This window comes from Streptomyces sp. NBC_01591, assembly GCF_035918155.1.
In the GTDB taxonomy this organism is placed as follows: domain Bacteria; phylum Actinomycetota; class Actinomycetes; order Streptomycetales; family Streptomycetaceae; genus Streptomyces.
In genome coordinates this window covers 7814023-7835436 of record NZ_CP109327.1, presented here as the reverse complement: position 1 = coordinate 7835436, position 21414 = coordinate 7814023, and the positions used below count along the sequence as shown (strand labels likewise).

Sequence of the window (21414 nt, the reverse complement as noted above, 5' to 3'; positions counted from 1 at the left end):
GGAGTCGATGATGACAGACGTGTTCGGCGTCGACGACGCCCTGGAGCACATCGAGCGGCTTCGCCACGGCGAGACGCTCACCACGGAGCGGGCGTCGGCCGTTCTCGGCCTCCACCGGACGGGCCGGCTCGCCGACTACCAGCTGTCCTCCTGGCTGGCGACCATTGCGGCGAGAGGGCTGCGGTTCGCCGAGACAGTGGCCCTGACCAGGGCGTATCTCGGCCCGGCCCGACGGGGGGCGAGGGTCCGCCGCGGCGGGCGGACCGTCGTGGACAAGCACAGCACGGGTGGCATCGGCGACAAGACGACGTTGGTGGTCGTGCCGCTGGTGGCCGCGCTCGGAGTCCGGGTCTGCAAGCTGAGCGGACGCGGGCTCGGCATCGCCGGGGGCACGATCGACAAGCTGGAGAGTGTGCCGGGGCTCCGGCTCGAGTTCACCGAGGCGGAGCTGGCCGCGCGGCTCGCCGCGGACGACGTCGTCATCGGGTCCTTCTCCGGTGAACTCGTGCCCGGTGACACTGCGACGTACGACCTGCGGTCGGTGAGCGGCTGTGTCCGGTCGGCGCCACTGATCGCCGCGAGCATCGTCAGCAAGAAAGTGGCGGTCGACGCCGACGCGGTCGTCTTCGACGTCAGGTACGGAGCCGGGTCGCTGGTTCCCGACCTCGGGGCGGCGCGCCGGCTGGCGGGGCTTCTGGTCCGGCTCGGCGGCGAGTTCGGCCTGCGCTGCCGGGCGGTGCTCAGCGACGGCTCCGTCCCCCTGGGCACGGCCGTCGGCAACGCGGCGGAGGTCGACGAAGCGGTCGAGTTCCTGCGCGGAAGCGGTGACCGCGGGCTGGCGGCGGAGTGCGAGGCCCTCGCCGTACAGATGGTCCGCGTGGCCGAACCGGACGAACCCGAGGGCAGGATCCGGGACCGGCTGCGGTCGGCGATCGATTCCGGGGCCGCTCTGTCGAGATTCGTCCGGATGCTGACGGCGCAGGGCGGCGACACCGGACCGGTGCTCGGCAGGGGCGGGTACTGCCGGCCGGGGGCGCGGACGGCGGTGCTCGCGCGGGAGGCCGGGTGGGTCACCGACGTCTCGGCGCTGGACATCGGCCGGGCCGCGCTGAAGCTGGGGGCGGGCAAGGTGTTCGCGGACGACGTCATCGACCCGCACGCCGGAATCCGGCTCACCAGGCACCTGGGAGAGCGTGTGGCCGAGGGAGACGTCCTCGCCGAGGTGTTCCACCGCGACGGGCTCGACAGCGGCGAGGCGGCGGAGCTGGTGGCCGGGGCCGTCCGGGTCGGCCCCCGGGAGAACTGCCGGGTACCGCGTGAGCCGGAGCCGGTGTCCGAAGCGGACGTCCACACGGACGGGACGGGGATGGTCCATGTCTGACGGAATCGCCACGCCCGCGTCCGAGCAGGAGCTGCGGGAGTACCTGTCTCAGATGCTGCGCTGGCACTTCGGCGAGAAGACCGGGTCACGGTTCTGGCTCGGACGCCGGGACGCGCTGCCCTTCGACCCGGTCACCGACATCCACACCTTCGACGACCTGTGCCGGTTCCCGTCCCGGGTGAACGAGCTGCGCGAGGTCCGGGTCGAGGACCTGGTCCCCCGGGGGCTGGCGGAGGAACCCCCGCCCTACGTGGTGGAGTCCGGCGGCACGACCGGCAGGCCGAAGCGCGCCGTCCTGTCGCAAACCCGGATCGAGCAGTTGGTCGACATGTACTGCGCGTACGTGCCGGAGGCCGAAGGGCACACCATGCTGTCGCTGTTCCCGACCGGCCCCCACCTCGCGGGGAACTGGCAGCGGCGGTGGGCGCGGCGGCTACGCGTGCCCTACCTCCAGGTGGACATCGATCCGCGATGGGTGAAGTCCGGGATCGGGGCGGAAGTGCGGCAGCGCTACGTGGAGCACGTTCTGGCCCAGGCCCGGGATGTGCTCCGCACACAGCATGTCGGACATCTGCTGGTGACCCCTCCGCTGCTGCGCGCGTTGGCGCGGTCCGAGGAACTGGCGGAACGTGTACGTGCCACGGTGCGGGTCATCACCTGGGGCGGGGCGCGCATGACGCGCGAAGAGCTGTACGAGTACGCGCAACTGGTGTTCCCGGACGCCGCCTTCGTCGCCACCTACGCGAGTTCGATCACGGGCACCCGGGCGCTGCTCAGGCGCTCGACGGCATACGACGACCTTCCGGTGTTCGACCCGGTCGGCCCCGAACTGTTCCTCCGCGTCGTCGCCCCGGACACCCGCAGGCCCGTGCCGTACGGGGCACGCGGCCAGGTGCTGATGCACACGGTCACGCGGGACATGTTCCTGCCGAACAACCTGGAACGGGATCTGGCCGTGCGCGTGTCCCGGGGCGAGGAGTGGCGGGGCGACTCGGTCGCGGACGTCGTCCCGATGGCGGAGTTCGAGGGCAGCCGGGTAGTCGAGGGGATCTACTGATGGGGAACGGCCGGGAGGGGCAGAAGGTCCCCGTTGTACGAACGACCGCCGCCGGCAAGGTCGGCGGGGTGCAGTACCGGCCGTCCGGCTTCGCCCTGTGGCGGGGTGTCCCCTACGGCACGGTCCCGCCCGAAGGCGGCCGGTTCGCCGGCCCTGTGCGGCCGGAACCCTGGGACCGGGTGCGGCCGGCGCTGCATCACGGCAGCATGTCCTGGCAGCTCCCGCCCGTCTACGACAGGGCGTCCGGCACCCTGCGGGATTTCGACTTCGCGCACACCGCCGACCCGGAGCACGAGGACTGCCTGAACCTCAATGTGTACACGCCGGACCCCGGGCGCGCGGGTCTTCCCGTTCTCGTCTGGTTCCACCCGGGCATGCAGGTCGCGGGGTCGGGAAACATGCCCGGCAGACACCCGGAGGTGCTCAGCCGCAGCCACGGCGTCGTCGTGGTGACGATGAATTTCCGCCTGGGGTGCTGGGGTCATCTCTTCCTGGACGACCTGGTCGGGCGGGACACGGCGAACCTCAGACTTCGGGACCAACTCCTCGCCCTGGCCTGGGTGAAGGAGAACATCGCGGCCTTCGGCGGCGACGACACCAACGTCACCCTGTTCGGGGAGTCCGCGGGGGCGCGCAACATCGGCTCCGTCCTGGGGTGCGGCGCCGCCGACGGGCTGTTCGAGCGGGCCGCGCTGTACAGCGGCGGATGCGAGAACGTGGTGTCGCGGGACGCGGCGACCGGGTTCGCCCGGGAGTTCCTGGAGTGCGCGGGCCTCGTCGACGACCCCGAGCGAGTCCTCTCCGTCCCGAATGTGCACCTGAAGGTGGCGCACGAACGCCTGCTCAGGCGGCACGAGATCGTGCACTACCGGGATGTCGTGGATGGCGTGCACCTGTCCCGTCCCCCGATCGAGGCCATCGGGGCGGGGGCGGCCGGCAAGGTCGACCTCCTGGTGTCCAACACGGCGAACGAGGCCGGTCTGTGGGACCGACTGATGCCGGGCGGGGCGCGCGTGGTGGCGCGAGGCGCCAGGGCCGGGGCGGCACGGACGGCGCGGTACGGAACCGACCACGAGCGGTTCATCAACGCGGAGTTGTTCCTGCGCCCGTCGCATGACCTGCTGCGGACGAAGGCCGCGTCGGGCAGCGGCCGGTGCTGGTACCAGGTGTACGACCACGTCCCCTCGAACCACAGCTTCGCCGACGCCGACCGCGCGTTGCACGGCATGGACCTCGCATCGCTGCTGCTCGACCTCTCCGCCCCCGGGGCCGCGTCGGAGGCGGACATCACGGTGGCCCGCCACGTCCAGGGGGCGCTGGTGGACTTCGCCCGTGGGAGGGGCCCGTCGACCGGCGGTGTCCCCTGGCCCGTGTACGACGGCGCCGCGGAGAAGCTCGTCCGCATCGGCCGGGAACCGCGGGTGGAAACCGCCGAGTGGCCCCTGGACGACGACCACGCGGCAGCCGGCCGGTAGAGGAGCGGGGGCGACGGGGAATGCGTACAGAACTGCAGGGGTCGCCGTCGTGGACGACGCGGCTGATCGTGTCGTGTGCCGCCGAGCGGCGGGCGACGGTCTGCGCCGTGGTGCTCGCGCTGGTCGGCACCGGAATCGATCTCACCACGCCGCTGGTGATCGGATCCGTGGTCGACGGGCTGGCCACCGGCCGGGCGGTCGCCCTCGATGCGCTCGTCCTGCTCATGGTCGCCGCCGTCCTCAGGTTCGTCGCCCAGTTCGGCCAGCGCGCGACCGCGAGCCGCTTGGCGACGCGGGTGCAGCACGAGCTGCGGGTGGCTCTGCTGTCGTCCTTGTGCCGCTACTCCGGTGAGCAGCAGGACGCGTTGCGGCGGGGCGAGGTCGTGTCGCGGTCGGTCACCGATCTGCAGGTGATCCAGTCGCTGCTGGCCCTGGCCCCGCAGGCGGCCGCGGCCGTGTGCCACGTCACGGTCCAGATCGTGATCATGTTCGTGCTCTCCCCGGTGCTCGCGCTGGCGACGCTCGTCACCGTCCCGCTCGGGGGTGCGCTGGTGGTCCGTTCCCGGCGACGGATCCACGCGGCCACCTGGCTGTCCCAGCAGGCCGCCGCCGACCTGACCTCGTTCACCGGCGAGGCCATCGCCGGACTGCCCGTCACCAAGGTCTTCCAGCGGGAGGACCTGGTCGAGAACCGCTTCCGGGCCCTGGCCTGCGCGCTGTTCGGGCGGCGTCGGCGCGTCGCCCGGCTGAACTCCGTGTTCACCCCCGTCCTGATCACCCTGCCGCAGTTCGCGCTCGTCCTGGTCATCGGAGTCGGCGGGACAATGACCCTGCGGGGCGATATCGGCGTCGGCACCTTCGTCGTGTTCGCCACGTACCTGCTCACCATGACCGGGCTGGTCCGGCTGCTGGCCGGGGTGGTCTCCGCGCTCGCGCTCGCCCGGTCGTCCGCCGACCGTATCCACGCGATCATCGACAGCGGCGGCCACGAGCCGGACACGGTCGGCGACGGCTCCCGGACCGGCCGCGGCGGCAGTCTCGGGGTAGTACTGTCCGACGTCGGGCTGACGCTCGGGCCGGAGGCACGGGACGTACTGCGGGGCATGAGCCTCACGGTCGCGCCCGGGGAGTGCCTCGGTGTCGCGGGCCGGGCCGGCTCCGGGAAGTCGGTCCTCGGGCTGCTGCTCCAGGGGCAGTATCGGCACAGCTCGGGGCAGGTCGAACTCCTCGACCGTGCGGGCGGCTCCAGGGCGGCGGCTCCGGGCGACCCCGATGCCGTACTGGTGACACAGGAGCCGTTCCTGTTCTCCGGCACCATCAGGGACAACATCCTTCTGGGCCGGGAGTTCCGCGGCGACCGGTACGCGTCGGCGGTCGCCGACGCGGCTGTGGACACGATGCTCGACCGCCTGCCGGACGGGGACCGGACCCACGTCGGCGAGGGTGGGGCCCGGCTCTCCGGGGGCGAGCGGCAGCGGATCGCCCTCGCCAGGGCGCTGTACAACTCACCGGGCCTGTTGGTGCTCGACGACGCGACGTCCGCCCTGGACACCCTGACGGAGGCGCGGGTGCTCGATGCCCTGCGGCGGCGGCTCCGGGGCGGGTGCACCGTCGTCGTGACCGGCCGACGGCGGGTGGTGCTGTCGCTCGCCGACCGGATCGCGGTCGTCGAGGGCGGTCGCGTGGTCGAGCACGGTGGCGCCGCGGACCTCATGGAGCGTTCCGTGCGGTTGAAGGCCCTGATGGGAGAGGAAACGGGGACACCGACGCTCGGCGCCGACGAGATCGCGGGCGGCGAGCGGGACGCGTGCGAGGCACCGTCGGCGAACGGCGGGCCGGGCCGGGCACGGGCCGGGAACCAGGGGGATTCGGCCGCGGCGCTCGGGGCGTACGCCGCCCGTCCGCCCGAGGTCGTGGACGAGCCTACGGAATCGGATCTCAGGAGCGGGCGGCGGGACGGCCCGTTCGGCTTCGGGGAGGCGCTGCGGCCGGTCCGCCTGCTGGCCCTCGCGGCGGTCGTGTGCATCGGCGTCGAGGTCGTCGCGGCCGTGACGCTTCCGGCGGTGGCCCGGGCCGTCCTCGGGCGTTCGGCGGAGGGTGACGCGACGGCGGTCGGGGCGCTGTTCGCACTGGGACTCGCGGTCACCGCGGTGAGCTGGGCCGCGGGGTGGGGAACCATCCGTACGACCACGCAGGTGTGCGACCGCGTGCTGTTCGCCGTACGCCTGCGGTGCTTCCGTCACATCCAGCGCCTCCCGCTGCCCTACGTGGACCGGGTGCGGTCGGGAGGGCTGCTGACCCGGATGACGGCGGACATCGACTCGCTGTCCGCGTTCGTGCAGACGGGTCTGCTGTCCCTGGTCGTCAACCTGTTGCTGGTGCTCGGGGTCGGCCTGGTCGTGGTCTGGATCGCGCCGGGCTACTGGCTCGTCCTGGCGGGGGCAGGGGGTGTGGTGCTGGTCGGGGCGGCCGTGTTCCAGCGCGTCGTCTCCCGGTCGTATCCCAGGGCGAGGGAGCTGCTCGCGGCAGTCAACGCCGACCTGCACGAGAAGGCACACGGCATCCGTACGGCGCAGATCTTCCGCTGCACCGGGCGGATCGTCGCGGAGTTCGCGGAGAAGTCGGCGGCATACCGCGACGAGCGCCAGGTCGGGCAGCGTGCTGTGGCGTGGTTCTTTCCCCTGGTGGCGCTGACCATCGACGTGGCGCTGATCTGCGTGCTGCTGCCGGCCGCGGCGGACGGACTGCCCCGGGCGGGCGTCTCCGACAGCGGGACCGTCTCCGACAGCGGGACCGTCACCGACAGCGGGACCGTCACCGCTCTCATCCTGTACCTCTCCATGCTGTATTACCCGATCCAGCAGATCGCGACGGTCTACGACAGCGCCCAGCAGGCCAGGGTGGGAGTCCGGCGCGTCAACGGGCTGCTGTCGGAGCCGACCGAGGAGCCGGTCGGGAAGACGGTCGGGAAGGCGGTCGGGGAGGCGGTCGGCGGCGCACCGGCCGGCGCTTCGCGCGTCGGTGCGGACATCCGCTTCGACCGGGTCGGCTTCAAGTACCGGGAGGACGCCCCGTATTCGCTCCTGGATATCGTCCTCGACATTCCGCCGGGGACGTCGCTCGCCGTCGTCGGCCCGACGGGCGCGGGCAAGTCGACCATCATCAAGCTGCTGGCACGGTTCTACCGCCCGCAGCGGGGGGCGATCCGCGTCGGCGGCGTGGACGTCGACGCGATCCCGCTGCGCGACTACCGGCTGCGGACCGCCATCGTGCCGCAGGAGGCGCATCTGTTCAGCGGTTCCGTCGGCGAGAACATCGCGTTCGGACGTCCCGGCGCGTCCCCCGCGGAGATCATGGAGATCGTCCGGTCGTTCGGCGTGTCCGAACTGATCGACTCCCTGCCCGGCGGACTGGACTACGACATCGGCCCTCGGGGAGCCGCCCTGTCCGCCGGACAGCGGCAGGTGGTCGCCGTACTGCGGGCGCTCGTGTCGTGCCCCGAACTCCTGCTGCTGGACGAGGCCACCGGAGCACTGGACCTGGAATCGGAACGCAGCGTCGTCAACGCCCTGCGCGGTGACCGGAGCGGACGGAAGACCGTCCTGGTCGCCCATCGGCTGGCCACCGCCGCGCAGGCGGACGTCATCGCCGTGGTCGAGCGGGGCCGCCTGCTGGAGGTCGGCGGGCACGAGTCCCTGCTGGGATCGGGCGGGCTGTACGCGGAGCTGTGGGCCGCCTCCGGACACGACGGAGCAACGATCGACCGAGAACGAGGAGGTAGGACGTGAAGTCACTGACCTGTGGTGAGGGGTTCCGGTTCAACGGGGCGGTGTCGTTGCAGCGGGGCGAGAACTGGGTGGCACCGTGGCGGGTGCCCTTCGACCGGGCCCGGTTGTACTTCCCGGAAGGCGGCATCGGACGGGCGGGAATGCCGTCCGGGGTGGCCATCGTGCTGATGACGGACACGGAGCACATCGAGCTGGACTACCTGTGCTCGCGGTGCCCGGACAACATCGTCGACCTCGCCGAGGACATCGAACAGCTGGAGTCCGTCGACGTGGTGGTGGACGGGCGCCGCCTCGGCCGGCATGCGTTGTCGGCCTCCAAGAGCGAGGAGACCCTGCGACTCGACCTCGGGAACGAGAGCGGTGGCGACCGGCGGGTCGAGCTCTGGCTGCCGCTCTACGCCCAGTTCCGCCTGATCGGCCTGCGGGTCGACGAGGGCGCGACGGCGTCCGTTCCGGCCCCGAACCCGAAGCGGTGGGTGCACTACGGCGGTTCGCTGTCGCAGGGGATGGGTGCGGACTCGCCTCTGACCAGCTACGTCCAGTCGAGCCGGTGGCGCGACGATCTCGACCTGGTGTCGCTGGCCCGGGGCAAGGGCACGCACCTGGAACCGGTGTTCGCGGATCTGATCGCCGAGCTGCGTCCGCGCTACCTGACCATGGCGGTCGGCGGCATGGTCTATCTCACCGGATCGCTGAATCAGTACACGTACCTCACGAACATGCTCGGCTTCGTGAAACGCGTCATCGACGCCGTGCCCGACTGCGCGGTGGTCGTACTCATGCCACCGGCGAGTCCTCGGTACCGCGACCGCAAGGGCCCGGGCGGGCTGACCGCCGCAGAGTGGGCGGAGGTGCACTACGCCACCGTGGAGTCGGTCATGGAGTGGGGCGACAACAGGGTCCACCACGTGCGCCAGTGGTCGGACGTCGACGAGTCCGATTTCCTCGCCGACGGCATCCACCTGACATCGAGCGCACACCGCCGGTACGGGGAGTACCTGGCGGAGCAGATCCGCGCACGCGTGGGGTAGCGCTCGTCGATCCCGTGACGGGCAAGCAGGGCGAACAGGCACGACAACAGACGACGGGCGACATTCGCCCGATGAGGAGGAACGCTGTGCAGGACGCCGAGCAGGCACGCGACGACGAGCGGCACGACCCGATCCGGCCGGGCGGGCCGACCGGGCCGGCCAAACCCACGGGCGCCGCTGCCGAGGACGACCCCGACTGGTTCGACGACGTACCGGACGAGAACGTCGGGTCGGTGCTCTCGCTGGACGAACTGGCCCCGTACCCGGGGATCTAGAGAATCCAGAGGAGCGTTGTGGGCCCTTCACACCGAGCCGCCACCGGCCTGGCCGACAAGCGGCAGCAGGAAGTGCTGGAATGGTACGCGTCCCGGCCGGGCGGGCGTGGAACCGAACAGGCGTGGCCCGAGGGCGCGGTGGTCGTCATGGGCCGTGATCTTCTTCCGCACGATGCCGACCTGGCCGCCATCGGATGCCGTGCGGTCGCGCAGACCTCGCTCGACGACTGGCGGCGGGGTTCCGCCGAGCGGTCGGTCCCGCCGTCGGCGAAGTACGTCCTGGTGGTCGTCGCCCGGCAGGGGTTCGATCTCCGGCTCGCCGGGGACATCGTGGACTTCGGGCGCCGGATCGGACTCCCGGTGGGCACGTTACCGGCACGCTCCACTGGGGAACTGGGCTTCATGCTCCGGCGTATGGCGCTGGCCAGACGGATACGGGCCGGGAAGCACGTCTTCGTCGACGCCGCCGACTCGTCGTCCGTCGTGGGCGATGCGGCGGAATTCGCCGATCCCAGTGCGGAAGGCGTGCACAGCGTCTCCGTGTACGGCCACGGCAACGAATCGCACGTCAAGATCGGCGACAGGTTCGTCTGCGCGCACAGTGCGAGCGGCTTCCCCGCGCAGGACTGCGAGTGCGCGCAGCACGGTCTCAGGCTGTGCAGGCTCGACGACATCCGCTGCGCATGGATCCATCTGGGATCGTGCGGAGCACTGATCCCGGACTGGCGGCGCAGTCTGCCCGCGACCAACTTCGTGGACTCCTTCGCGAGTTCCTATGCGGCGACGCTGTGCGGATCGCTCCACCGCATGCCGACGTCGCGCCGGGCGATCGTGGGCCACGAGCTGGCTCAGCTCGGCGGGGCCGCTCCGGACGGAGCCGACCGGTCGGCGGGGACCCTGTGTCTGGGCGACCCGGTCCTGCTGCGGCACAGCCGCGGTATTCCGGACCGGAAGGCGACCGTCGTGTCCCTGGGCGGCGAACTCAAGGACATCGAGACGGGGTTGGCGCGTCTGTCCGAGGACAGGGAGCGGCTGCTGGCGCTGACGCGGACGGTCGACGACGCGCGTGGCAGGGTCGTCTCCCTGCGTCTGGCGGGAGGCCCTGCCGCGCGCGAGGCGCTGGACGCCTGCGCGCGCGGGATCGACAGTGCCTCGGGCTGGGCGGTACGGGCCGCCGCGGTGCTGTCGGTGGCGAACGAACGGACGCTGTACGGCGAGACCGTCCGGGCCGAGTTCACCCGCTGCGTCGCCAGGGTGGAGGGCCTCGCCGAACGGTTCGAGCGGGAGTTGGTCTCCTTCGTGGCGAGCGTGCCCGCGATCGGCGCCCGGGCCGTCGAGCGCGCCATGAAGACCGGGCTGCTCTTCGGGCCCACGGGGTCACAGGTGCTGTGCGCCTGTCGGTTGTGCGGGCTCCCGGTCCGCGTGGGCACGGCCCGGGGTGCGGCGGACGACCGGGAGTGCTTCTGGGCGCGGTGCGATGTCTGCGGACACCTGGCGAGGTCGTCGGACGGAGAGCGGTTCCCCCTGATCACCGTGGAGGAGCCGGGGGTGGTCGGCGTGCGGTTCTTCGGCGGTACGCGGCCCTCCGACGGCGCGCGGCTCTCCGGCGGCGCGCGCCCGGCCCCGTCCGCGCGGGTGGTCGTCGACGTCGACGACGGCGCCGGGGGCCTGCACACCAGAAGCGTGCACAGCATCGCGGCAGGTAACGAGGTGCGCGTGCGCTGCGATACGGGCGGCACCGGGCCCTCGCTGCGGGTGCGGGCGCTGGTGGTGTCCGGATTCGCAATGTGGTTCGCGCGCGCGACCGTGCCGTCGGCCGAGCTGCTCGGCTCTCCGTCCCACTGACGCGAAGGAAGTCATATGCGTGGTATCGCTGTCGGACAGTCCAAGGACGAGGACTCATGAAGGCCGTGTTCGCAACCGCCCCCGATCCTGACGACCCGTTGTCCACTGTTGTCGTCGGGCACCGCCCCGATCCCGAGGTGCCTCCGGGCTGGGTGCGGGTGGAGGTCCGGGCGGCTTCCCTGAACCACAAGGATCTCTGGACCCTGCGCGGCGTCGGGATCAACCGTGACCAGTACCCGCGCATCCTCGGCTGCGAAGCGGCGGGGGAACGGCCGGACGGGACGAGAGTGGTGCTGTATCCGCTTCTCGATTCCCCGCCTGGCATGAGCGACGAGACGCTGGCGATGCCCGCGGCGCAGCTCGTCGGTGCCCGGCCGGGCACTCTCGCCGAGTACGTCGCCGCTCCCCCGGAGAGCCTGCTGCCGGTCCCGGAACACCTGTCCTGGGAGGAGGCGGCGTGCCTGGTGTGCACCTGGCTTCCCGCATACCGGATGCTGTTCACGAAGGCGGCGCTGCGTCCCGGGGACACGGTGCTCGTCCAGGGCGCCGCGGGCGGGCTCTCCACCGCGCTGATCAGCCTGGCCTCGGCGAGCGGCGTGCGCACCTGGGTCACCGGCCGGTCCGCCGACAAGCGGGCCCTGGCCCGCCGGCTGGGGGCGAGCGCCACGTACGAACCGGGGGCCGAACTGCCCGAACCGGTCGACGCGGTGATCGACAGTGTGGGCAGGGAGACGTGGACGCACACGCTGCGCAGCGTCCGGCACGGCGGCACGGTGGTTGTCGCGGGCGCGACGACGGGTGATGTGCCGCCTGCCCGGCTGCACCGGATCTACTTCCACCAGATCAACGTCGTCGGCTCCTTCAGCGGAACGAGGGAGGAGTACGGGCGCATGCTGACGTTGATGCGCACCACCGGCATCAGACCGCTGGTGGACGATGTGCTGCCGGCCCAGGAGGCACGCGCGGCGCTCAAACGGCTTGCGGACGGCGATGTGCGCGGCAACCTCGTCCTCATCTGGCCGGGTGACACCGGACAGGCAGGCGGGCCGAAGGCACTCCCCGGCGAGCGGACCGGCCGGTGAGCTCCGCGATCGAGGTCGTGCGCGAGGCGGGCGACAGCGCTGCCGTTCCACCGTGCGACAGCCGGTTCCACTACGTTCCGCCATGGCGGGCCGCGACGCTGAGATCGCTGGCGGAGCAGGTCCTGCCCCCGGTCGCCGACGTGGCGGCGCGGTACTCGGCCGCCGCCCGGCCGGACGAACCGATCACCGCCGACGAGACGACGACGCTGATCGCCGCGTGCGCGTACGTACGGCTGCGGGGCGGGGGCGACGGCTGCACCCTCGCTTTCGGTGGCCTGCCCCCGGAGCTGGCGGGGCACGCCCGGTTCGAGCGGATGACGGTGCGGGCGGCGCTGGAGTGCGTCGGCTGGTTCGACGCCAACCAGCGTTGCCTCACCGGCGTACGCATCGCCCCGGACAGGCCCGCCGGGACACGGCCTTCCGACGGCGCGCTCTACGGGCCGGAGCTGGCACGGCGGTATGGCCCGGCGCGGCAGGTGACCGAGCGGTTCAACGACGTGCTGCGCGGTTTCGCCAAGGACTTCCTCGGCTCGCACCGCGTCCTGGAACTGGGCACGGGCACCGGCAGGCTCGCTCGCAACGTCGCGCCCTTCGCGGGCTCCTACACCGGGATCGAGGCATCGCGCGCGATGATCGACGCGGGACGCCGGGACGGCCTGGACGTGCGGCACGGCGACATGATGGCGATGCCGTTCGCCGCGGGCTCGTTCGATGCGGTCGTCGAGCACGAGAGCATCGACTTCTGCACGGAGCCGTTGCTGGCGGCCACCGAGGTCGAACGCGTACTGGCTCTGGGCGGTCGGTTCTACCGCGTCGAGCTGGAGACCGCTCCCGCCGCCGGGATCGGCCGGCTGCAGGAGGGGATCACCGCACAGCTGGCGGACATGTCCGGCGGGGTCTTCCCGTACTGGACCAAAGGACAGCGGCAGCGTCTGCACAGGTGGCTGTTGTGGCGGGGCTTCGTGCACCGCAGGATCGAGCTCGCGCGATGGGACGAGACCCGGGCGCTGCGCGACTGGCTGCAGGGTCTGGTGAACGCGAGCTATCCGTCCTTCTCGGGCATCGACGAGCGGACGGCGTTGTCCGTCTGTGTGGAGCTGGCGGGCGCGGCCTCGATGGGGGACCTCGACACGCGGTGGCCAGGACGCGTCGGCATGATTCTGCACCAGTACGAGCTCGTCGACCGGTGCTGTCCCGGACACCGTCCCCGTCCCTGAACCTGACCTTCGTGCTCGCCCAGCGGGGCGAGCCAAACCGTACGGGAGAGAAGCTTGCTGGTGTGGATCAACGGCCCTTTCGGGGCCGGCAAGTCGAGCGTCACCGACCAGCTGACGCGGATCGTCGGCAAGATCATCGTCTTCGACCCGGAAGAGGCCGGTTTCCATCTCCGCGCATGGGTGCCGATGCCGGAGTCGGGGAACTTCCAGGATCTGGCGTGTTGGCGCGATGTCGTGGCGCAGTCGTGCGCGGCGTTCGTACGGCACTATCCGGATCATCTTCTCGTCGTCCCGATGACCGTGGTGAACGACGCCTATCGGCGGGAGATCTTCGACATCATCCGGAAGGACACCGATGACGTCCTGCACGTCTGGCTGTCGGTCAGCAGGGAACTCCTCGCGCAACGCATCACCGACCAGGTCGTGCACCCGGACGATCCGGTGAGGGACGCCGAGGTGAGGACGTGGCGGCTCGGGCAGATCGACAGCGCGATGGCCTGCGAGGAGCGACTGGGGGCGGACACCGTCGTCCTGCTGACGGACGATGCGAGTCCCCGGCAACTGGCCGAACGGATTCTCACCGAAGTGAGCGGATGAGACACACGACTGGCGCACGTGATCCGTATCGCCCCGGCTGAGCACCCGGCGATCACCTGTCCGATATGGGAGGATCAGCCGCTGTGAGGACGTTTCCCCTTCAGTCCACCGCACCCATCGGACCAGGCCGGCCGGTACCGCTCACCCCCCGGACAGCCCACCACCACACGGCCCCGGCCGCACACCGGGCTCCGACCCGCCCTCGTTCCGCACCCGATGACTGACGAACGCGCCGCGCGTGCGATCGACGCGACGCGATTGCCCGAGGACGTCATGGCACGCATCGACGCCCTCGCCCCTGGAGAGGACCTGGTGATCACCCGGGACGGCGAACCGGTCGCGAGGATCTCCGGCGTCCCCGGCACCGTCGTCATCGGCACCGTCATCGATCCGGTCACGCCGAGCGCGGCCGATGAGGAGCCGTCGGCCACCGACAAGGGCGTCACGGTCGTCGTGACGGCGATGAAGCTGTCGGATTCGGCCCGCACCTCGCTCTCCGACCAACTCGGCGCGGACTACATCGTGCTCGACATGCACGCGGCTCCCGTATCGGCCGACGTCCTGCTGGTGCCGCCGGTCAGCCCGCAGCTGATCGGGAGCCTGCGGTCGGCGTTCCCCAGGGCCCGGGTCGTCGTCGCCGAAATCGAGGACGACGAACTCGGAGTCAGCTACCAAGGCCCCGTCCGACGCCTGCTCGACGCAGGCGCCGAGGCATACCTACCCCCGGCAACCGTCCCCCACCTGGCAAAACAGCTCAACCAAACCCTCACCCGCCGAAGCCACCCCCTCGACAGCTCCCCCACCCCGGAAATCGAACCGCACCGCGAGGCACCGGATTCCCAACGGTGATCGATCCGACGCTCGCGCAGGCCGGGCAGGGTGCCTGACCCTGCATCGGGACGACACGTCGAATGAGCGTCACGAGCGCCATGCAGCGTCAGGACATCGCGCGCAACACCCCTCATGCGAACCAACAAACCGCAAACGTATCCCTGCGATCCCGTGGACATCGACGGCATGATCAACCTCGACTTCGACGAGCAAGGCCGCCCAATCGGCATCGAGGTGTTCGCGGCCAGTTCAAAACTGCCTGATTACCTGCTCAAGTCGGCTGAGCGCCTGGACACCGAAGACGCCTGAAGCAGCTGAGCACGGCAGTCGGGGCCCCTTGCTCTGCAGCAGGTTGGAAAGAACGACCAAGGGCCGGTTCCGGATGTCTCCGAAACCGGCCCTGATCTGCGACTGTCTCCAGTCGGGACGACAGGATTTGAACCTGCGACCCCTTGACCCCCAGTCAAGTGCGCTACCAAGCTGCGCCACGTCCCGATGCCCGCCTGACCTGGGGTTTCCCCTTGGCCGAACGCGCATGAGAACAATACCGCACTCGGGCGGGTGGTCACGAACGCCTTTACCGCTTGACCTCAACCAAGCTTGATGTTCAACGCTTGTTCCATGACGAACACCACCGCCGCACCGGCGCGCGACTACCGCGACATGAATCGCCTGATGAGCCTGATGACCGGGGACGAGAAGCACGGCCCCGCGGCGACCTCCACCCTGGACGCCCTCTGGGTGCTGTACGACCGGGTGCTGCGGGTGACGCCCGACACCGTCGACGCGCCCGGTCGCGACCGGTTCCTCCTGTCCAAGGGGCACGGGCCGATGGCGTACTACGCGGTCCTGGCCGCGCACGGGTTCTTCGGGGAGGAGCTGCTGCCGGGGTTCGGGGCATACGACTCACCGCTCGGGCACCATCCGGACCGGACGCTGGCGCCGGGGGTCGAGATCGGCAGCGGGTCACTGGGGCACGGGCTGCCGCTGGCCGTGGGGAGCGTGCTCGGTCTGCGGGCGCAGGGGCTCACCGATCCGCGGGTGTGGGTGCTGATCGGCGACGCCGAGCTGGACGAGGGCAGCAATCATGAGGCGCTCGCCTATGCGGGCCCGGCCGGGCTGGAGCAGCTGCACACCGTGGTGATCGACAACGCGTCGGCCTCGTACGCCCGGCCCGGTGGGATCGCCGCCCGGTTCGAGGCGGCGGGCTGGTCGGTCGGCTCCGTCGACGGACGGGACCACGAGGCGCTGTACGCGGCCTTCACCACGCCGCACCCCGGACGACCGCGGGCCGTGGTCGCGCACGTCGATCCGAAGGACTGACCCGAAGGACCGGATACGTACCGCCTCGAATACCGAAGAGAACATGAGAGGGACACTTCAGATGGATACGATGCGTGACCGCTTCATCACCCCCACGTCACAGTTGCTGGACGAGGACCCGCGCCTCGCCCTGGTCCTGGCCGAGATCAGCCGGGACGGCTTCGGCCCGGCCGAGCGGGCCCATCCGGACCGGGTCGTCAATGTGGGAATCAGGGAGCAGCTGCTGGTCGGAGCGGGCGCCGGGATGGCGCTCACCGGGCTGCGGCCGATCGTGCACACCTTCGCCAGCTTTCTGGTGGAGCGGCCGTTCGAGCAGGTCAAGCTGGACTTCGGCCACCAGGGAGTGGGCGGGGTGCTGGTGAGTGCCGGAGCCTCGTACGACTGGCCGGCCGGCGGGTTCACCCATATGTCGCCGGGTGATGTCGCACTGCTGGACACCCTGGACGACTGGACGGTCCATGTGCCGGGCCACCCGGACGAGGCCGAGGCGCTGCTGCGGGAGGCCGCGGCCGGGGACGGCCGGGTGTATGTGCGTCTGTCGCTGCAGTCCAACGACCGGGCGCGACCGGTCGGCGCGGGGACCGGGTTCACCGCGGTGCGGGAGGGGACGGGCGGGGTGGTGATCGCGGTCGGGCCGATGCTCGACAACGTGCTCGCCGCGACCGACGGGCTCGATGTGACGGTGCTGTACGCGACGACGGTGCGTCCGTTCGACGGGGCCGGGTTGCGGCGGGCCGTCGGTGATCACGGGGTCACCGATGTGGTGATCGTCGAACCGTATCTGGCCGGCACGTCCACGGCTGCCGCCAATGACGCGCTCACCGAGCTGCCGCACCGCGTGCTGGGCCTCGGAGTGGGGCGGGCCGAGCTGCGCAAGTACGGGGAGATGGACGAGCACCTCGCCGCACACGGCCTGGATGCCAGGGGGCTGCGGGAGCGGATCGGCGCCTTCCTGCGCCGCTGACCGGGGCGGAGTATTCCCGGGCCGGGGCCGCCGCTCGCCCGGCCCGCACAGGAGGCACCGTGAAGCCACGGAGTGCCGTCCCGGCCCATTGACCCCATCGAGGCCTCAACCTAATCTGAACGATGCACTCCAGAAAGCGCTTTCTAAATCCCGCAGTCGGCATCTACCGCACAGGGAGCGCCCATGAGTCATCGCCCGTCGCACAGCCGTCCGTTACGGGGGCACCGGTTTCCGTCGCCGCTCGTCGCCCTCACCGCTCTCCTGGCGTTGGTTGTCGGCTTACTGGTGGCCACGCCGCCCCGGGCCCACGCGGCGCCCTTCCGGGTCCTGGTCTACTCCGAGGTCACCAACTTCAGGCACGACTCGATTCCGGCCGGAATCGATGCGATCAAGAAGCTCGGCGCCGAGAACGGTTTCGAGGTCGAGGCGACCGACGACTCCGCCGTCTTCAATGACACCGATCTGGCACGCTTCCAGGCCGTGGTGTTCAACAACACCAACTCCACACCGGAGAAAGGTGACTTGCTGAACGCCGCCGAGCGGACTGCCCTGCAGAAGTACATCCGTGCGGGAGGCGGCTGGGTCGGCCTGCACGCCGCGTCCGCCAGCGAGCGCGACTGGGGCTGGTACGAGGGTCTTGTCGGTGCGATCTTCGACCAGCACCCGGCCGTGCAGACCGGCCGGGTCAAGGTTCTCGACCACGTCCACCCCTCCACCAAGGGCCTTCCGGACCTCTGGGAGCGTACGGAGGAGTGGTACAACTGGCGCACCAATCCGACCTCCAAGGTCCACACCCTCGCGCAGATCAAGGTCCGGGACGGCATCACGGGGCTCGACGAGGGTGTGGACCATCCATGGTCCTGGTGCCAGAACTACGACGGCGGCCGCTCCTGGTTCACCGCCGGCGGGCACGCATCCTCGGCGTTCCAGGAGGAGGGCTTCGTCCAGCACCTGCTCGGCGGTATCGAGTGGGCCGCGGGTGCCAAGCCCGGTGACTGCACTGCGACGCGGACCGGTTCGTTCCAGCGGACCGCGCTGGCGACCAGCGACCTCGCCGATCCGTTCGAGCTGGCCGTCGCCCCCGACCGGCGGGTCTTCTTCGCGCAGCGCACCGGAAAGCTGAAGGTCATCGACCAGACGACGATGAAGGTGTCGACCGCGCTGGACTTCGCGTACACACCCGAGATGACGAGTCAGTCCGACGGACTGCTCGGTCTCGCGCTCGACCCGGGCTTCGCCACGAACAACTGGCTCTATCTGCTGCATTCCGACAAGACCGAGAAGCAGTTGAACCTCTCCCGGTTCACCGTCACCGGCAATTCGGTCGATCCCGCTTCGGAGAAGCGGCTGTTGACCATTCCGACCTGGCGGGGCGAGGGGCGGGCCAATTCCCACATGGCCGGTTCGCTCGCCTTCGACAAGGCCGGCAACCTGTACGCGGCGACCGGTGACAACACCGATCCGTTCGCCTCGGACGGCTTCAACCCGATCGACGAGAGCCCCGGCCGCCGCGCCTGGGACGCACAGGGCACCGCGGGCAACACGAACGATCTGCGCGGCAAGATTCTGCGCATCACGCCGAAGGACGACGGCACGTACACCGTTCCCGAGGGAAATCTCTTCGCACCCGGGACGGAGAAGACACGTCCGGAGGTCTACGCGATGGGGATGCGCAATCCCTTCCGGATCACCACCGATCCGCTGAGCGGCGCGCTGCTGGTCGCCGACTACGGTCCGGACGCCAAGGCGGCGGTCGCCGACCGCGGGCCCGAGGGCACGGTCGAGTACACCCGCATCACACAGGCGGGGAACTTCGGCTGGCCGTACTGCGTCGGCGACAACACCCCTTTCAACGACTACGACTTCGCGGCGAAGAAGTCCGGCCCGAAGTTCGACTGTGCGGCGCTCGTCAATGACTCGCCCAACAACACCGGGCTGCGGGAGCTGCCGCCCGCCCGGCCCGCCACCGTCTGGTACGCGTACTCGGCCTCCGCCGAGTTCCCGGAGCTCGGCACCGGAGGCGGCGGTCCGATGAGTGGCCCCGTCTACGACTACGACCCGGACAACGCCTACCGCACCAAGTTCCCGGAGTACTTCGAAGGGAAGTGGATCAATTACGAGCTGACCCGGAAGTGGTTCAAGACGTTCTCCTTCCAGCAGAAGGACCAGACGTTCCAGGATCCGCGGTTCGCTGCCGTCAAGGCCGGTGAGCTCCAGTCCGTCAACGGCATCTTCCAGGACATGCAGTGGAACCAGCCCTTCGATGCCGACTTCGGTCCCGATGGAGCGCTGTACGTCATCGACTTCGGGCTCGGCAGCGGTACGGGGCGCGGTGGCAGCAACGAAGGTGCGGGCATCTACCGGATCGACTACGTCGGTGACGGACGGCTGCCCGATGCGAAGATCACCGCGGACCGGGACAACGGAGCTGCACCACTGAGCGTCGGCTTCTCCAGCGCCGGATCCGGGCTGCCCGGCGACCAACCGATCTCGTACGCCTGGGACTTCGACGGGAACGGCACCACCGACTCGACCGATGCGAACCCCTCGTACACCTATCGCACGAAGGGGCTGTTCACCGCGCGGCTCACGGTCACCGGGCCCGGTGGGCTGACGGGGCAGGCCGTGCAGGACATCACGGTCGGCAACACCCGTCCGGAAGTGACCATCAAACAGCCGCCAAACGGCGGGGTGTTCAGCTTCGGTGACACCATCCCGTTCACCGTCAAGGTCAAGGACAAGGAGGACGGGAGCAGCGCACCGATCGACTGCTCGCGGGTGGTGGTGCAGTCACAGCTCGGTCACGACACCCATCTGCATCCGCTCGACAACTACACCGGCTGCGCCGGGGAGATCGTCACGGACGCCGGGGACAGTCATGGCCCCGGGCAGAACCTGTACTACGGCATCTCCGCCCAGTACGAGGACAAGGGCGCCCCGGGCGCACCCGCGCTCACCGGTTCCGCCTCACTCACCCTGCGTACCGCCTTCCGCGAGGCCGAGCACTTCACGGCGACCGGCGGTGCGCACGGCGGTGCGGTGACCGGGAACAGGGCCGATGCCTCGGGCGGGAAGCGGCTGACCGATATCGAGGACGGTGACTGGATCGCCTTCGACCCGGTGAACCTGAAGCACATCGAGTCGGTGACCGTCGGCGCGGCCTCCGGCGGGATCGGCGGCAGTGTCGAATTCCGGGCCGGATCGCCCACCGGCCCACTGCTCGGCAAGGTGTCCGTCCCGAACACCGGCGACTGGGGCAATCTCGTCTCGCCGACGACGGCGCTGACCGATCCCGGCGGCACCGTGAAGCTGTACGCGGTGTTCAGCAACCCGGAGTGGAGCGGCGACAAGGCCGATCTGTTCTCGGTCGACTGGCTGCACTTCAACGGTCACGGCGTCGAGAAGCGGCCGGGTACGAAGGTGGCGGTGACCGCGAGCGCGACGACCGGCGCCGCGCCGCTCTCCGTGATGCTCAGCAGCGCCGTCGAGCCGGTCGCCGGGCGCACGATCGCCTCGTACCACTGGGACTTCGGCGACGGCGTCAAGGCGGACGGCGCGACGGCCACACACATCTACGGCCGCAAGGGCGCGTACACCGCGCGTCTGACGGTCACCGACGACAAGGGCGACACCACCACCGGTTCTGTACGCATCGACGTGAGTTGAGAGGGGAGACCCCGCATGGACCGCACACGACGCACCTTCCTGGGCACGGCGGTGGGTGTCGCCGCAACCGCAGGGCTCGGCACCACCGCCGCCTCCGCCGCCGGGTCCCGTCGTCGGCGCATCCCGCCGTCCGGGATCGGCATGCACCTCTACACCATGCGCACACCGCTGGCGACCGACTTCCGGGGCACCCTGGAGCGGCTGGCCGAGATCGGTTACGCCACGGTCGGGGTGAGCGGCCGGCACGGGCACAGCGCGGCAGACGTCCGGCGGATGCTCGACGGGACGCGGCTGCGGGCCGTCCTCGAACATGTCGGCTACGACATCGTGAAGGGGGCCGGTCTTCCGCAGGCGCTGGAGGACATCCATACCCTGGGCGGCAAGTGGATCGTCGTGCCCAGTCTGCCCGGTTCGCTGCACAGTCCGGCCGGATACCGGGAAGTGGCCCGGGAGTTCAACCGGATAGGGCTCGCCGCGCGCGAGTCCGGGCTGAAGCTGCTGTACCACAACCACGGCACGGACCATCAGGTGGTCGACGGCGTCAGCCTGTACGGCATCCTGCTCGCCGAGACCGATCCGGAGCTGGTCGGTTTCGAGCTGGATCTGTACTGGGCGGCCAACGGCGGCGCCTCGGCGCCGGGTGAGCTCTTCGTGCGGCATCCGCGCCGCTTCCCTGCGCTGCATGTGAAGGACATGGCGCCGAACGGGGACTTCGCGGATGTCGGTTCGGGGGTGCTGGACTTCCCGGCGATGTTCGACACGGCCCGGCGGGGCGGCGTGAAGCAGTGGCTGGTGGAGCACGACGCGCCGGCTGATCCATTCGCGTCGGCGCTCGCGAGCTACACGTATCTGTCCCGGCTGCGGTACTGAGTCGACGGGTAC

General features: G+C 70.4%; 16 protein-coding genes and 1 tRNA gene. 16 read left to right on the top strand and 1 reads right to left on the bottom strand.

What is annotated here, in order from left to right; genetic code table 11:
• Window positions 1–10: 10 nt before the first annotated feature.
• The 12 genes from OG978_RS36255 to OG978_RS36200 all read left to right on the top strand — a co-directional run bounded on the left by OG978_RS36255 (window position 11) and on the right by OG978_RS36200 (window position 14888).
• Complete coding sequence (locus tag OG978_RS36255; protein ID WP_326769287.1) at window positions 11–1381, top strand: thymidine phosphorylase; 1371 nt, start codon at window positions 11–13, stop codon at window positions 1379–1381.
• Complete coding sequence (locus tag OG978_RS36250) at window positions 1374–2438, top strand: phenazine antibiotic biosynthesis protein (RefSeq protein WP_326769286.1); 1065 nt, start codon at window positions 1374–1376, stop codon at window positions 2436–2438. The genes OG978_RS36255 and OG978_RS36250 overlap by 8 nt, the downstream gene beginning before the upstream one ends.
• Window positions 2438–3913, top strand: coding sequence for a carboxylesterase family protein (locus OG978_RS36245; RefSeq protein WP_326769285.1), 1476 nt, complete (start codon window positions 2438–2440; stop codon window positions 3911–3913). Before OG978_RS36250 ends, OG978_RS36245 begins: the two co-directional genes overlap by 1 nt.
• A 20-nt stretch (window positions 3914–3933) precedes the next feature.
• Window positions 3934–7701 (top strand): ABC transporter ATP-binding protein, encoded by a 3768-nt coding sequence (locus OG978_RS36240; RefSeq protein ID WP_326769284.1) that lies wholly within the window; start codon window positions 3934–3936, stop codon window positions 7699–7701.
• Window positions 7698–8732, top strand: a complete 1035-nt coding sequence (locus OG978_RS36235; RefSeq protein WP_326769283.1) for a hypothetical protein — start codon at window positions 7698–7700, stop codon at window positions 8730–8732. Before OG978_RS36240 ends, OG978_RS36235 begins: the two co-directional genes overlap by 4 nt.
• A 71-nt stretch (window positions 8733–8803) precedes the next feature.
• Window positions 8804–9007, top strand: a complete 204-nt coding sequence (locus tag OG978_RS36230) for a hypothetical protein (protein ID WP_326769282.1) — start codon at window positions 8804–8806, stop codon at window positions 9005–9007.
• 18 nt (window positions 9008–9025) lie between these two features.
• Complete coding sequence (locus tag OG978_RS36225) at window positions 9026–10852, top strand: hypothetical protein (protein WP_326769281.1); 1827 nt, start codon at window positions 9026–9028, stop codon at window positions 10850–10852.
• Between the two features lie 56 nt (window positions 10853–10908).
• Window positions 10909–11934, top strand: a complete 1026-nt coding sequence (locus tag OG978_RS36220; RefSeq protein ID WP_326769280.1) for a zinc-binding dehydrogenase — start codon at window positions 10909–10911, stop codon at window positions 11932–11934.
• The gene (locus tag OG978_RS36215; RefSeq protein ID WP_326769279.1) at window positions 11931–13151 is read left to right on the top strand and encodes a class I SAM-dependent methyltransferase; all 1221 of its coding nucleotides are present in this window, start codon (window positions 11931–11933) and stop codon (window positions 13149–13151) included. The genes OG978_RS36220 and OG978_RS36215 overlap by 4 nt, the downstream gene beginning before the upstream one ends.
• A gap of 60 nt (window positions 13152–13211) precedes the next feature.
• Window positions 13212–13748 carry an AAA family ATPase gene (locus OG978_RS36210; protein ID WP_442817863.1) on the top strand — a complete coding sequence of 179 codons (537 nt, stop codon included), beginning with the start codon at window positions 13212–13214 and terminating at the stop codon, window positions 13746–13748.
• 216 nt (window positions 13749–13964) lie between these two features.
• The gene (locus tag OG978_RS36205) at window positions 13965–14597 is read left to right on the top strand and encodes a hypothetical protein (protein WP_326769277.1); all 633 of its coding nucleotides are present in this window, start codon (window positions 13965–13967) and stop codon (window positions 14595–14597) included.
• Between the two features lie 153 nt (window positions 14598–14750).
• On the top strand, window positions 14751–14888 hold the full coding sequence (locus tag OG978_RS36200; protein ID WP_326769276.1) for a DUF2283 domain-containing protein: 138 nt from the start codon (window positions 14751–14753) through the stop codon (window positions 14886–14888).
• Window positions 14889–15000: 112 nt separating this feature from the next.
• On the opposite strand, the gene OG978_RS36195 is transcribed toward OG978_RS36200, so the two are convergent.
• Window positions 15001–15074 (bottom strand) — tRNA-Pro (locus tag OG978_RS36195).
• A gap of 126 nt (window positions 15075–15200) precedes the next feature.
• Here OG978_RS36195 and OG978_RS36190 point away from each other — a divergent pair.
• The 4 genes from OG978_RS36190 to OG978_RS36175 all read left to right on the top strand — a co-directional run bounded on the left by OG978_RS36190 (window position 15201) and on the right by OG978_RS36175 (window position 21402).
• Window positions 15201–15902, top strand: a complete 702-nt coding sequence (locus OG978_RS36190) for a transketolase (protein ID WP_326769275.1) — start codon at window positions 15201–15203, stop codon at window positions 15900–15902.
• A 61-nt stretch (window positions 15903–15963) separates the two neighbouring features.
• Window positions 15964–16866 carry a transketolase family protein gene (locus tag OG978_RS36185; RefSeq protein WP_326769274.1) on the top strand — a complete coding sequence of 301 codons (903 nt, stop codon included), beginning with the start codon at window positions 15964–15966 and terminating at the stop codon, window positions 16864–16866.
• 183 nt (window positions 16867–17049) lie between these two features.
• Window positions 17050–20532 carry a ThuA domain-containing protein gene (locus tag OG978_RS36180; protein WP_326769273.1) on the top strand — a complete coding sequence of 1161 codons (3483 nt, stop codon included), beginning with the start codon at window positions 17050–17052 and terminating at the stop codon, window positions 20530–20532.
• A 15-nt stretch (window positions 20533–20547) separates the two neighbouring features.
• Entirely contained in the window at window positions 20548–21402 is an 855-nt protein-coding gene (locus OG978_RS36175; protein WP_326769272.1) for a sugar phosphate isomerase/epimerase family protein, read from the top strand.
• The last annotated feature ends 12 nt before the right edge of the window (window positions 21403–21414 follow it).

What these genes read in the sequence shown, in the direction of transcription:
- OG978_RS36255 (WP_326769287.1), top strand. Translation starts at nt 11, where the DNA reads ATGACAGACGTGTTCGGCGTCGACGACGCCCTGGAGCACATCGAGCGG.
- OG978_RS36250 (WP_326769286.1), top strand. Translation starts at nt 1,374, where the DNA reads ATGTCTGACGGAATCGCCACGCCCGCGTCCGAGCAGGAGCTGCGGGAG.
- OG978_RS36245 (WP_326769285.1), top strand. Translation starts at nt 2,438, where the DNA reads ATGGGGAACGGCCGGGAGGGGCAGAAGGTCCCCGTTGTACGAACGACC.
- OG978_RS36240 (WP_326769284.1), top strand. Translation starts at nt 3,934, where the DNA reads ATGCGTACAGAACTGCAGGGGTCGCCGTCGTGGACGACGCGGCTGATC.
- OG978_RS36230 (WP_326769282.1), top strand. Translation starts at nt 8,804, where the DNA reads ATGAGGAGGAACGCTGTGCAGGACGCCGAGCAGGCACGCGACGACGAG.
- OG978_RS36220 (WP_326769280.1), top strand. Translation starts at nt 10,909, where the DNA reads ATGAAGGCCGTGTTCGCAACCGCCCCCGATCCTGACGACCCGTTGTCC.
- OG978_RS36205 (WP_326769277.1), top strand. Translation starts at nt 13,965, where the DNA reads ATGACTGACGAACGCGCCGCGCGTGCGATCGACGCGACGCGATTGCCC.
- OG978_RS36190 (WP_326769275.1), top strand. Translation starts at nt 15,201, where the DNA reads ATGACGAACACCACCGCCGCACCGGCGCGCGACTACCGCGACATGAAT.
- OG978_RS36185 (WP_326769274.1), top strand. Translation starts at nt 15,964, where the DNA reads ATGGATACGATGCGTGACCGCTTCATCACCCCCACGTCACAGTTGCTG.
- OG978_RS36180 (WP_326769273.1), top strand. Translation starts at nt 17,050, where the DNA reads ATGAGTCATCGCCCGTCGCACAGCCGTCCGTTACGGGGGCACCGGTTT.
- OG978_RS36175 (WP_326769272.1), top strand. Translation starts at nt 20,548, where the DNA reads ATGGACCGCACACGACGCACCTTCCTGGGCACGGCGGTGGGTGTCGCC.